8 protein-coding genes are annotated in these 13,482 nt (G+C 65.9%); 2 read left to right on the plus strand and 6 right to left on the minus strand.

Annotation, left to right across the window (positions count from 1 at the left end):
• Positions 1-52 precede the first annotated feature (52 nt).
• Positions 53-430: a 50S ribosomal protein L7/L12 gene (rplL, locus tag BM009_RS15810; RefSeq protein WP_066720675.1), complete on the plus strand. Its 378-nt coding sequence runs from the start codon at positions 53-55 to the stop codon at positions 428-430.
• Positions 431-515: 85 nt separating this feature from the next.
• Here the strand turns inward: rplL and BM009_RS22320 are convergent, their stop codons facing one another.
• The 6 genes from BM009_RS22320 to BM009_RS15840 form a co-directional block, all read right to left on the minus strand.
• On the minus strand, positions 516-1,562 hold the full coding sequence (locus BM009_RS22320; protein WP_175488069.1) for a hypothetical protein: 1,047 nt from the start codon (positions 1,560-1,562) through the stop codon (positions 516-518).
• 130 nt (positions 1,563-1,692) lie between these two features.
• A complete protein-coding gene (locus BM009_RS15820) occupies positions 1,693-2,220 on the minus strand; it encodes a hypothetical protein (RefSeq protein ID WP_093297665.1) in 528 nt (175 codons plus the stop codon).
• A 121-nt stretch (positions 2,221-2,341) separates the two neighbouring features.
• Positions 2,342-2,899, minus strand: coding sequence for a hypothetical protein (locus tag BM009_RS15825; RefSeq protein WP_093297666.1), 558 nt, complete (start codon positions 2,897-2,899; stop codon positions 2,342-2,344).
• A 173-nt stretch (positions 2,900-3,072) separates the two neighbouring features.
• Complete coding sequence (locus BM009_RS15830; RefSeq protein ID WP_093297668.1) at positions 3,073-4,977, minus strand: CocE/NonD family hydrolase; 1,905 nt, start codon at positions 4,975-4,977, stop codon at positions 3,073-3,075.
• A gap of 123 nt (positions 4,978-5,100) precedes the next feature.
• Complete coding sequence (locus BM009_RS15835) at positions 5,101-6,414, minus strand: hypothetical protein (RefSeq protein WP_139216650.1); 1,314 nt, start codon at positions 6,412-6,414, stop codon at positions 5,101-5,103.
• Between the two features lie 212 nt (positions 6,415-6,626).
• Entirely contained in the window at positions 6,627-8,918 is a 2,292-nt protein-coding gene (locus BM009_RS15840; RefSeq protein ID WP_093297671.1) for a TonB-dependent receptor, read from the minus strand.
• 372 nt (positions 8,919-9,290) lie between these two features.
• Here BM009_RS15840 and rpoB point away from each other — a divergent pair, with 372 nt between their 5' ends.
• Positions 9,291-13,445 carry a DNA-directed RNA polymerase subunit beta gene (rpoB, locus tag BM009_RS15845; RefSeq protein ID WP_093297673.1) on the plus strand — a complete coding sequence of 1,385 codons (4,155 nt, stop codon included), beginning with the start codon at positions 9,291-9,293 and terminating at the stop codon, positions 13,443-13,445.
• Positions 13,446-13,482 lie beyond the last annotated feature (37 nt).

Genomic DNA, 13,482 nt, shown 5'->3' on the forward strand with positions numbered 1-13,482 from the left:
TTCGAGCGACCTTTATTCTATCCCGAAACTATTGAACTGACTGGAGTTTATCATGGCTGACCTTAACGCAATCGTCGACCAGCTTTCCGCCCTGACCGTGCTCGAGGCCGCTGAGCTCTCGAAGCTGCTCGAAGAGAAGTGGGGCGTTTCGGCCGCCGCTGCCGTCGCCGTTGCCGGCCCGGCCGCTGGTGGCGCCGCTGCCCCGGCTGCCGAAGAGCAGACCGAGTTCGACGTGATCCTCACCGGCGACGGTGGCAAGAAGATCAACGTCATCAAGGAAGTCCGCGCCATCACCAGCCTCGGCCTCACCGAAGCAAAGGCGCTGGTCGAAGGCGCTCCGAAGCCGGTCAAGGAAGGCGTGTCCAAGGACGAAGCCGAGAAGATCAAGAAGCAGCTGGAAGAAGCTGGCGCGACTGTCGAGGTCAAGTAAGCACTTCCCAGCCCGTTTCAAGGCTTGGATATTGGAAGGAGGCGGTCCGGCGACGGATCGCCTCTTTTCATTTGTGCTGATCAACTCAAGGTTGCGGCGGCACGTAGCGGGTCGCCGAAAGCGCCGGCGGGGCGGCTCGATCCAGCCAGATCGGCCCCGGCCGAGGCCCCTGGCCCGCCGTGCCGAGGAGGAAATCGGCACCGGCGCGATGGAGGCTCAGGCCGCCGCGCCAGCGCAGGTCGCAGAGCAGCATCGCGACGAACATGGGCCTGCCACCATGCGTTACGACGTGCAGTTGGTCGCGCCGGAGCGTCAGCCGCGCCGGCAGCCGCAGCCGGCCGCCAGGCGCGAGATCCACTGGTCCGCCCTGGTTCTGCGCAGGCGGGCCGGCATGGAACGCGCTGCGCCACCGGTCCTGGTCCGGGCTTGCGCTGATCAGCGCAAGCGCCGGCCGGAGCCCCTCGGCGGCCCGATCCTGCGCATTGATCACGTCGATCTCCAGGTCGAACGCCACCGTCTCCGCCAGGAACGCGACGGTGGCGGCGACGATGTGGATCGCGAGGGGTTCGCCGCCATCCCCCGGCGGCAGAAGCAGCGGCGGCGCAGGTAGGGGCGGCGGTTCGGGCGCAGCTAGCGGCCGCTCCGGCTCGGACGCCGCCAAAGCCACGCTTGGCGCGGCCAGGCGGCGATCCCTGCTCCTATGCCACCATCCCGCGCCTGCCAGCCCCGCGACGCCGATCGCGCCCAGCACGAGCCACAACCAGCCGGACCGGTCTTGGACAGGCCCTGCCGATTCCTGCGGCGTCGGCGCGGCCAGCGGCGCTGCCGGCCGCTGGTCCGGCGGTGCGGGCGCAGGCGCCGTGGCGGTCGGTTGGGGAGAAGATGACGGCGTCGGTGCCGGGCTGGGCGCCGCAGTGGGCGACGGTCTCGGCCGCGGCGTGGCCAGCGGAACGATCACCGGCCGAACCAATGGGGACGAGGTGGGGGACGGAGACGGCGTCGGGCTGGGCGCCGGCGTGCCCGGCAGGCGGAATCGCTCCTGCAGCACGCCGGGGATCGCCTGCGGGGTGGGGTCGGCAGCCGGTGCGTCTTGCGCCCAGGCAGGCGCGCCGAGCGCACCGGCCATGATCATCCCAAATGCTGCGCGATGCCTACCCCTGCTCACGCATCGGCATTGATCCGCGAAAGCTGAACGACGGCTGCACCTGCGGCATGCACACTACCGCCGCGCGACGATCCGTTCGCCGCCGTCGCCGGATCGCTCAATTCTTCTGGCGGGAAGCGCGCGTCTCGTTGCGAATGCGCTCGGAGCGCGCCCGCTCCATCCGCTCAATCCGCTCGCGTTCGAGGCGCTCGCGGTCCTCGCGCGCCAGTTCGTCGCGTTCGCGATCCTCGCGCGCCATCCGCTCGGCGATCCGCAACCGAATGGCCTCCAGTTCGGGAGAGGCGTCCTCGCCCGTCGCCTGCTTGCGCTGGGCAGCATGACGCCCGACAGCCTCTTCCGCAGCGATACGATCGGACCAGTGACGGACCGGCAAGGGCTTCTTGCCCTTGGTCGCGCGGTTCTGGATCCGCAGCAGGGCAATGCGATACATGCGGAACATCTTGCCGGCGTGCAGCCCGGTCAGCAGCGCGGCGAGCAGTGCCACGCCGATATAGATGCCGCTGTTCGGCTGCGGCGCGCGCAGCACCAGCAACACCATCAAATAGCTGAGCAGCGTCATCAGCACGCAATAGGCGCCGAACTCCAACGACATCATCAGATAGTGACGAACGGTATCGGGCTTCATGAACGCAATCCCCATCGACGGCCCCATCGCGCGCACCCCACGCGCCGCCGCCGCTCTTTGGCACTGCATCATGAAGCAAGCGCGTTAACGAATCCTAACCGGGAGTGAAACGAACGCGCGCTCAGCTCCGGAAGATCGGCGGTCGCTCGTCCTCTTCCTCGTCTTCGTCCTGCCGCAGCACACGATCTGCGATCCGGTCGCGGATTGCCTCGACCGACATGTTGGGGTCGATCGTGAACTCCCCGCCCTCCTTATCTGGGTCGACGCCCAGCACCGCGCAGCGCTCCCGATAGGCGCGTTCGAGCGCTTCGAGCCGTTCGAGCAGGCGCACGCGCTCGGCATCGCCGCCGCGGGCCTCGAGCCGTTCGGCAGCGATCCGCTCCGACCAGCGCATCGTGCGCCGCTCTTCCTCGCTCATCTGCGCCAGTTCCACGACAAGCTCGTCTGGAAACAGCGCCAGGCGCCGCATTGCCCGGCGATAGCGGCGGAACATCCGCACCGCATAGATGCCCGTGAACACCGCCATGCCGATACAGGTGTTGATGTACCACCCGGAATTGGCTTGCGGCGCATAGTTGACGAGGACGTACATCGCCGCGCCAATCCCGGTCATGAACACGAAGTATACGAAAAACTCGATCGTCTCGCGAAGATACCCTCGAATGGCCGCGATGTTCATCGCCCTGCTCCCGAAACACAGCGACGGCGTGGCTGCTCGTTTCGGGGTCAACTCAACCTGAATAAGCTTAAAAAATGATGCAGATGCGCAGAGATTGCCTCAGGTTTTCTACGTAAATCTAAGTACTTGATCGGAGCCCGCCCTCGCCCGTGCGAAGGCGGGCTCGCGGCTCATCACGCCTTGGCCGCGCTCTGGTCGACCGGCACCACCGGCAGCAGCACCGAACTGGACTGCTTGCCGCCGTACAGGATCGTCACCGTCGCCTTCTGGTAATCGCCCGGCTTGGCGAAGAAGATGTTCTCCACATATTTCTGCGGGTTACGATCATAGACCGGGAAGAGGGTCGACTGGACCTGCACCATGATGCGGTGACCGGGCAGGAAGGTGTGGTTCACCACCGGCAGCCGGAACTTGTACTCCTGCACCTTGCCCGCCGGGATCGCCGAGGGGTGCTCGAACGAGTTGCGGTAGCGGCCGCGGAAGATGTCCATCGCGATCGGCAGCTGGAAGCCGCCCATCTCCTTGGTGGTGGCGATCTCGTCCGGATAGACGTCGATCACCTTCACCACGAAGTCGCCATCCGTGCCGGTGGTCTTGGCGAAGATGTCCGCCAGCGGCGTACCCGAAAGGCGTACGGGTTCCTTGAGCACCGGGGTTGCATAGGTCAGCACGTCCTGGCGGCCGTCGACGAAGCGCTGGTCGGTGACGAGATAGGTGCCCCAGCGGCCGTCGCTGAAGTTGATCGGGCGCGGCAGGTAGGGCACCGGCTTGGCCGGATCGGAGACATAGCTGTCCTCCCCTGCCCCCACCTTGTCGAAACCGGCAGCCTCGCCCGTGCCGAGGTAGAGCGGCGTTAGCTGCGCGCCGAGCGGCCACTTGTTCAGGAAGTCCCAGTGGTTCTCGCCGGTATTGTAGATGCTGGCGACCGGCGGGGTATAGGCGGGCGAACCGTCTTTCAGATGCGCGTTGAAGAAGGGCAGCAGGATGTCGCGACGGGCCTGCAGCGCGGTATCGCCCTCGAAGTTCAGCTCGCCGAGCTTCGAGCCGTTATAGTTGAAGCCCGAATGGCGCCACGGGCCCATCAGCAGGAAGTTGTTGGTCGCCTGCGGGGTCTTCTGCAGCTCCTCCCAGGCGTGGATCGCGCCGTACATGTCCTCGTGATCCCACAAGCCCTGCTCCCACAGCGTCGGCACGTTGGAGGGGTTGGCGGCGAGGATCTTATCGAGCGCCTGGCCCTGCCAGAAGGCGTCATAGGAGACGTGCTGGCTCAGCTTCTTCCAGAAGGGCAGCTGGTCATAACCGTACTGCTTCGCCCAGTCGCCCGCCGAGCCGACCTTGCGGAAGGTGTCGTAATCGTCCCAGCCGCCATTGGGCGGCGTCGGGCCGCCGGCCTTGTAGCCGGCGATTCCGGAGATCCAGCCGATATTGGGCAGGCGGAAGGCACCATGGTGGAACCAGTCGTCGCCCATCCAGCCATCGATCATCGGGCTTTCGGGTGCCGCGACCTTGAGCGCCGGGTGCGGATGCAGCAGCGCCATCACCACCGTCCAGCCTTCGTAGGACGAGCCGAGCATGCCGACCTTGCCGTTCGATTCGGGCAGGTTCTTCACCAGCCAGTCGATCGTGTCCCAGGCATCGGTGGTGTCGTCGACCTTGGTCGGGTTGAGCGGACCGACCGGCGCGCGGGTGACGACGAAGTCGCCTTCCGAGCGATACTTGCCGCGGATGTCCTGGAACACGCGGATATAGCCGGCCTGGGTGAACACCTCGTCGCCTTGCGCCAGCACCGACAGCATCTTGTTGCTGGAGGTGCGGCGGACCCGATTATACGCGTCATACGGGGTGCGGGTGAGCAGGATCGGCGCGTTCCTGGCCCCCTTGGGAATGACGATGGTGGTGAACAGCTTGGTGCCGTCCCGCATCGGCACCATCACCTCGCGGCGAATATAGTCCTTGGTGCCCTCGGGCAGTTCGAACTTGGCCGGGATGTCGTTGAACGGCTGCGCCTGCTGTGCGTGGGCCGTCGGGATCAGCGCCGTCGTAGCGAATGCGGCGAGGACGAGGGTACGAAGCTGCATAATGTCTCCCCAGAGAACCGAGGCTCCAGGGGATAGTGTTACATTTGAAGCAAGGGAAGCGGCCAGATAGCAAAAGGCCCGCGCTCCCTCTTGAGAACGCGGGCCGTTTGAAGATTCTGCCTATCAGGCGTGAGCGGGCGTGCCGAGCAGTTCCGCCTCAAGGTCCTCGACCAGATGCGGGCGGGTTGCACCGATCGGGCCCACCCCGTTCGCAGCCGGCGCGGCGCGGCCGATGCGGAAAGCGGCGCTGGTGCGGCCCTCGCGGCCGTCGGGCAGACGATAGCGCGCCTCGGCGACAACGACCGGGGTGAAGGTACGACCCAGCTCCCCCTTCGGCACCGCCAAATGGGCGTCGACGCGGGTGCCGTCACCGGCATCGATCGTCACCGGCGGCACATCGGCAGCCGGACCATGGCCGGTGAGCAGCTGCTCCATCTCGCTGGCCTCGACATCGGCGAGCAGGAAGGTGGAGATGCGGACATCGCGGGCAGGCGTGTCGCCCGAATTACCGACCGTCAGTTCGATGTCGACCAGCGCTTCTTCCTCGCTGGTGCCGGCGCGGACCGGGCGCAGGCCCAGTTCGAGCCACGGGCGGTTGGCGACCGGCGCCGGCGCATCGACGACATGTTCGAGCACGGCCTCGTCGGCTTCGGCCAGCTTGGCCTCGACATGGGCCTCGGCAACCGGTTCGGCGATCGGCTGGCGATCGGCGACGGGGGCCATTACCGGCGCGGCAGTGGCGGCGGCGAGACCGATGTCACTGCGCGGTGCGACCGGCTGCGCTATTGGGCGGGCCGCCACCGGTTCGGTGGTGGTCGCCGTCTCGCGCACCAGCAGATCATCGTCCGTCCGGCGGCGGCGAAGCAGGAACATCGCAGCGGCGACGGCGAGGATCACGGCGAGACCGCCGAGGATCCACGGAACCAGGGACGTCGAACGGGTGGTCTGGGTCGTGGTCTCCGTTGTCTGCGTCACGTCGGCGGCGGGCGCAGCGGGCTGCGCGGCCGGCTCGGCAGCCTGCGGCTGCGCAACCGGCGCGGGTGCCGGGATAGCGGCTTGCTGCGTGGGCGCCGACGCGGGCTGCGCGGCGGGTGCCGACGGGCGTGGTTGAGCCGCGGCGCGGGCTTCGGCGCGTGGCGCGCTACGCTCCGCGCGGGCAGTCCGGGCCGGAGCGGCGTCGGTGGTCGAGGGCGCCTGGTTGGCGCTGCCGGCCATCTGCTGCTCGACCGAGGGCACCGACTGCACGACGGGTGCGGCCGGGGCCATGCGAACTTCCGGCGCCGGAGTAGCGGCCTGCGGTGCAGGCGCCTCTACCGCTGGCGGCGGCGTCACCGTCTGCTGGGGCGCGACCTCCTGGGCGAAGGCGGGGGTGGCAAGGAACGCGGCACTGATCAACAGTGCGGCGCGGGGGCGGAGCGGGGTCTGACACTGTTTCATGACGTGGGTTCAACGGATGGAACCCGGGATTCGGCCCCGGCATCTGCGGCGAACCGTTAGAGCTGCCGGACGAGACGAGCCATTCACCACCCATTCAGGCATGGATCTTGCGCGCTCAGCCACCTGAAACATTGTAGCAACTCATTGAAAATTAAGGGGCTTGCCGCACAATAGCGGCAAGCCCCTCCCCGTTCACCGCGGCAACGAAACGATCAGAATTTTCCGGTAAGTTGCACGCCGTAGAAGCGCGGTTCGCCCGGAATATAGGTCGGGTCGTTGAACCCGCCGCCGGTGTTCCCGGCATCGAGCAGATACTTCTCGTTGGCAGCGTTGCGGACAAAGCCGGCAATCTCGTAGCGCCCTTCGGCAAAGCTCATGCCCGCCTTGACGTTGACCAGCGTGACCGGACCCTGCGAGATCGCTTCCTTGTTCGGGATTTCGAAGTAGATCTTGCTGCGATAGGTCACGCTCGGGGTGGCGAACAGGCGGATGCCGTTGCCCACCGGCGCGTCGAGCGTGAAGCCCGCCGCCCATTGCAGCCGCGGCTGCAGACGGAAGCGGTTGCCGGCGTAGATGCCGTTGGCCTTGGTCTTGTCGATGCCGCCGTCGATATAACCGGCATTGGCGAACAGCGTCGCCCAGCTGGTCGGGCGCAGCTGCCCTTCCGCCTCGAAGCCGAGATTGCCTGCGGAGCCCGCGCTCTCGGTGATGCTGCTGCCGACGGGGCGGCCCGAGGGATCGTTGGCGTCCGTGACGGTGCGGCTGATCTGGAAGTTGCGGTACTTCTGGTAATAGACGCCCAGCGAGCCGGCGAACATGCCGCTCGACAGCTTTACGCCGCCTTCATAGTTCCAAACCGTCTCCTCGGGGATGATGCCCGTGGAGGTAGCGGTCTGGTTGACCACCGGCGACCGGCGCCCCTTCGAGATGGTGGCGTAGAGGTTGACCGCGTCGTTCAGGCGATACAGCACGTTGAAGCGCGGCAGGAAGGCCTGGAAGCTGTCCTGGCTCCACAGCGTGCCCTTGGTGGTGACCTGGCCCGGGATCAGCGGCGCCTTGGAGAGCACCGAGTTCGGCGCGACCGAGACATAGCCGGACTTGCGCTGCTCGATCAGCGCGCGGATACCGGCGGTGACTTCCAGCGCATGGACCGGCATCCAGGTCACTTCGCCGAACATCGAATATTGGTCGTTGATGCCCTTGTTGGTGAAGATCGAGCTGTAGGGGATCTGCGTCGCCGCGCCCTTGGTGAGGAGCGAGGTCGCCTGTGCGGCCGTCGCTACCCCGGTGGGCGAGATGCAGCCAAGCGCCGGGATCAGGTTCGCCGCGCACTGGAGATAGATGCCCTCTTCGGTCGAGAAGGGCACCTCCTGGCGGTTGTTCTCGTGGAACACGTTCCAGCCGAAGCTCGTGCGGACATGGTCGCCGACATAGGCGAAGCGCGATTCGTGGCTGATCTGCGCGCCATAGGCGCCCTCGGCGAATTCGAGCCACGAAGCCGCCGAGCCGTCCGCGTCGAACACTTCGAGCGAGTCGAACGCGCGAAAGCCGTTGACCGTGGTGAAGCTCCAGCCGTCGCCCAGATCGTAGCGCGCGGTGAGGTTCACGTCATAGACGTCGCGGGTGAGGCCCAGCTTGTCCTTGCCCAGCACCTGCTTGGAGAAGGGCGAACCCGACAGGTTGGCCGCGCCGAATGGATTGCCGGGGCCCTGCGAAGTGGCGAAGCGCTTCGAGATGAAGGGCGTGCCGCTGTTGCGCTGGCGATCATAGGTGCCGATCAGGTCGACGGTCAGCGCGGGAGTCGGCGTGTAGCGTACCGAGGCGCGCAGGCCGAGCTGGTTCTGCGCATAGAGATCGTCCTGCGTCGGCGAGAGATTCTCGACATAGCCGTCGCGCTTCTTGAACTCGCCCGCGACCCGCGCCGCGATCACGTCGTTGCCGACGTTGAGGTGCCCGCCCACCAGATAGGCGTTGTAATTGCCATAGCCGGCGGTGAGTTCGCCCGACACGCCCGGCTTCGGCCGCGCGGAAATGATGCTGACCGCACCGACCGTCGAGGCGGTGCCGAACAGCGTCGCCTGCGGGCCCTTCACCACTTCGATGCGATCGACGTCGTAGATCGCCTGGTACGCCCCGCGCGACCGCGAGATGTCGACGCCATTATAGTAGAGCGTGACGCGCGCCGCCTGCTGGGCCGAGCCGCTGTCCGAGGTGATGCCGCGGATCACGATGCCGGGGTTGTTGGCGCTCTGCTCCTGGATGTTCAGGCCGGGCACATAGTTGGACAGCTCGTCGAGATCGTCGACGCCGATCCGCTTCATCTGCTCCTGCGTCACTGCGGTGATGGTGATCGGCACGTCGCGCAGCTTCTGCTCGAACTTCTGCGAGGTGACGATGATATCGCCCCCGAGCCCCTCGTCCTGCGACGCCTCCTGCGCGTGCACCGCCGTCGCCGAGACGGTGGCGAGCAATACCGCAATCAGACCCGTTTTCTTGTACGTCATTCTTGCCTCCCTTGGTCGGCAGGCCGGTTGGGGACGGATTGTTAAGCCTTCACGGCTCAGCTGCGTCAGAAATGTTGCGGTTGCGTAAACTGCATATGGTCAATGGTGCAGTCGGGAACCTTTTCCGCGCCGCGGCCCGCGCCCTTTGACATCCCCTCCCCTGCGCCCTATATCCCCGCTCTGGCCCTCCGATCGGGAAATGACGCGCCGTCGCGCAGCGTGTCGTACGAATGGATCGGAACGGCTTGTCAGACGCCCCTGGAGCTGCCGAATCCCGAATTAGGGGGTCGCGCGGCTTTTCGGCGTCGCTTTGCACGTCCTGGCCCCGGGATAGGGGCACCGAGTTTACGGCTGACGAGGCAACACACACCTATGGCTACCAAGGCAATCGAGGGCGGCACGCTGAAGCGCCGCATCCGCAAGGTGTTCGGCGACATCCACGAAGTGGTGCAGATGCCGAACCTGATCGAGGTTCAGCGCGAATCCTACGAACAGTTCCTGCGGTCCGACCCCTCGATCGGCTATGTGTCCGGCCTCGAGAAGACGCTCCGCAGCGTGTTCCCGATCCGCGACTTCGCCGGCACCGCCGAGCTCGACTTCGTGACCTACGAGCTCGAGGATCCGAAGTTCGACGTGGACGAGTGCCGCCAGCGCGGCATCACCTATGCGGCGCCGATGCGCGTTACCCTCCGCCTCATCGTGTTCGAGGTCGATCCCGATACGGAAGCCCGGTCGGTGCTCGATATCAAGGAGCAGGACGTGTACATGGGCGACATGCCGCTCATGACCGAGAACGGCACGTTCTTCATCAACGGCACCGAGCGCGTCATCGTCAGCCAGATGCACCGTTCGCCGGGCGTGCTGTTCGATCACGACCGCGGCAAGACCCACGCGTCGGGCAAGTATCTCTTCGCTGCGCGCGTGATCCCGTATCGTGGTTCGTGGCTGGACTTCGAGTTCGACGCCAAGGACATCGTCAATGTCCGTATCGACCGTAAGCGCAAGCTGCCGGTCACCAGCCTGCTGTACGCGCTGGGGCTGAGCTCGGAAGAGATCCTCAACTATTTCTACAACCGCGTCACCTTCCTGCGCGGTCCGAACGGCTGGCAGATCCCCTTCCAGGTGGAGAACTGGCGCGGTTCGAAGCCGATGTTCGACATCGTCGACGCCAAGTCGGGCGAGGTCGTGTTCCCGGCCGGCCAGAAGATTTCCCCTCGCGCTGCCAACAAGGCGGCCAAGGACGGTCTCGAGACGCTGCTGATCCCGACCGAGGAAATCTTCGGCCGCTACAGCGCCTATGACCTGATCAACGAGGCGACCGGCGAGATCTACATCGAAGCCGGCGACGAAGTCTCGGCCGAGAATCTCGAGAAGCTCGACAAGGCCGGCATCGACCGGATCGAGCTGCTCGACATCGATCACATCGCCACCGGTCCGTGGATCCGCAACACGCTCAAGGTCGACAAGGCCGAAGAGCGCCAGCAGGCCCTGTCCGACATCTACCGCGTCATGCGCCCCGGCGAACCGCCGACGCTCGAGACCGCGGAATCGCTGTTCGCCGGCCTGTTCTTCGATCCGGAGCGCTACGACCTCTCGGCCGTGGGCCGCGTGAAGCTCAACATGCGCCTGGGCCTCGACACCCCGGACACCGTCACCACGCTGCGCACCGAGGACATTCTCGAGGTCGTCAAGACGCTCGTGAACCTCAAGGACGGCAAGGGCGAAGTCGACGACATCGACAATCTCGGCAACCGCCGCGTGCGTTCGGTGGGCGAGCTGCTCGAGAACCAGTACCGCGTCGGCCTGCTCCGCATGGAGCGCGCCGTGAAGGAGCGCATGTCGTCGGTCGACGTGTCGACGGTGATGCCGAACGACCTGATCAACGCCAAGCCCGCGGTCGCCGCGGTGCGCGAGTTCTTCGGTTCGTCGCAGCTGTCGCAGTTCATGGACCAGACCAACCCGCTCTCCGAAGTGACGCACAAGCGTCGCGTCTCGGCGCTCGGGCCGGGCGGTCTCACCCGTGAGCGCGCAGGCTTCGAAGTTCGCGACGTTCACCCGACCCATTATGGCCGTATCTGCCCGATCGAAACGCCGGAAGGCCCGAACATCGGTCTGATCAACAGCCTCGCGACCTTCAGCCGCGTCAACAAGTATGGCTTCATCGAGACGCCGTACCGCAAGATCATCGACGGCAAGGTGACCAACGAGGTCGTCTATCTGTCGGCGATGGAAGAGCAGAAGCACACGATCGCGCAGGCATCGGCCGAGCTCGACGAGACCGGCGGCTTCGTCGACGATCTCGTCTCGGCCCGCCAGGCCGGCGAATTCCTGATGGCGCTGCGCGATCAGGTGACGCTGATGGACGTGTCGCCGAAGCAGCTCGTCTCGGTCGCCGCCTCACTGATCCCCTTCCTCGAGAAGGACGACGCGAACCGCGCGCTGATGGGCTCGAACATGCAGCGTCAGGCCGTGCCGCTGGTGAAGGCGGAAGCGCCCTTCGTCGGCACCGGCATGGAATCGACCGTGGCCCGCGATTCCGGCGCCGCGATCGCCGCCAAGCGTTCGGGCGTGGTCGACCAGGTCGACGCGACCCGCATCGTGGTCCGCGCGACGGGTGAGGTCGATGCCAGCGAGAGCGGCGTCGACATCTACACGCTGATGAAGTTCCAGCGCTCGAACCAGTCGACCTGCATCAACCAGCGTCCGCTGGTGAAGGTGGGCGACATCGTGCAGGCAGGCGACGTGATCGCCGACGGCCCGTCGACCGAGTTCGGCGAGCTGGCGCTGGGCCGCAACGTGCTCGTCGCGTTCATGCCGTGGAACGGCTACAATTACGAGGACTCGATCCTGATCAACGAGCGCATCGTGAAGGACGACGTGTTCACGTCGATCCATATCGATGAGTTCGAAGTGATGGCGCGCGACACCAAGCTCGGGCCGGAAGACATCACCCGCGATATCCCGAATGTCGGCGAGGAAGCCCTGCGCAACCTCGACGAAGCGGGCATCGTGTATGTCGGCGCCGAAGTGGAGCCTGGCGACATCCTGGTCGGCAAGATCACCCCGAAGGGCGAAAGCCCGATGACGCCGGAAGAAAAGCTCCTCCGCGCCATCTTCGGCGAAAAGGCCAGCGACGTGCGCGACACCTCGCTGCGTCTGCCCCCGGGCGTGGCCGGCACGATCGTCGACGTCCGCGTGTTCAACCGTCACGGCATCGACAAGGACGAGCGTGCCCTGGCGATCGAGCGCGAGGAAATCGAGCGGCTGCGCAAGGACGCGGACGACGAACGCAACATCCTCAACCGCGCGACCTGGTCGCGTCTGCGCGAGATGCTGCTGGGTCAGGTCGCCACCGGCGCGCCGAAGGGCCTGAAGAAGGGCGTCACCATCGATGACGACCTGCTCGACAGCGTCGACCGCCATGAATGGTGGAAGTTCGCGGTGCAGGACGATGCCATGCAGGGCAACCTGGAAGCGGTGAAGGGCCAGTATGACGAGGCCGTGAAGCGCATCAAGGACAAGTTCGAGGACCGCCGCGAGAAGCTGGAGCGGGGCGACGAGCTGCCGCCGGGCGTGCTGAAGATGGTCAAGGTGTTCGTCGCGGTGAAGCGCAAGCTGCAGCCGGGTGACAAGATGGCCGGCCGCCACGGCAACAAGGGCATCATCAGCCGCATCCTGCCGCAGGAAGACATGCCGTTCCTCGAGGACGGTACCCCGGTCGACTTCGTGCTCAACCCGCTGGGCGTGCCGTCGCGCATGAACGTCGGGCAGATCTTCGAGACCCATCTGGGCTGGGCCGCGCGCGGCCTGGGCCGGAAGATCGGCGATGCGCTCGATGCGTGGCGCGCAGCCAACCCCAACCCGCAGGCCGGCGAAGCGCCGGAAGCGGTGAAGGAGCTGCTCGGCACCGTCTATGGCGACAACTACAAGGACGAGCTGAACCGTCGCACGACCGAACAGCTGGTGGACCTGGCGCAGAACGTTCGCTCGGGCGTGCCGATGGCCACCCCGGTGTTCGACGGCGCGGTGGAAGCCGACGTCTCGGCGATGCTGCGGATGGCGGGCCTGGACGAATCCGGCCAGGTGACGCTGTTCGACGGCCGCACGGGCGAGGCGTTCGATCGCAAGGTGACCGTCGGCTACAAGTATGTGCTCAAGCTGCACCACCTTGTGGACGACAAGATCCACGCACGTTCGATCGGGCCGTACAGCCTCGTCACCCAGCAGCCGCTGGGCGGTAAGGCGCAGTTCGGTGGCCAGCGCTTCGGTGAAATGGAAGTGTGGGCGCTGCAGGCTTATGGTGCGGCGTACACGCTCCAGGAAATGCTGACGGTGAAGTCGGACGATGTCGTCGGCCGCACCAAGGTCTATGAAGCGATCGTCAAGGGCGACGACACCTTCGAGGCCGGCATTCCGGAGAGCTTCAACGTGCTCGTCAAGGAAATGCGCTCGCTGGGCCTCAACGTCGAGTTGAAGAACGCCGAACTCGGCTTCGACGACGACGGCGTGCAGATCGCAGCGGAGTAAGGAAATGCACTCCCCCTCCCGCGTGCGGGAGGGGGCC

The organism is Sphingomonas sp. NFR04 (genome assembly GCF_900114095.1).
Taxonomy (GTDB): Bacteria; Pseudomonadota; Alphaproteobacteria; order Sphingomonadales; family Sphingomonadaceae; genus Sphingomonas.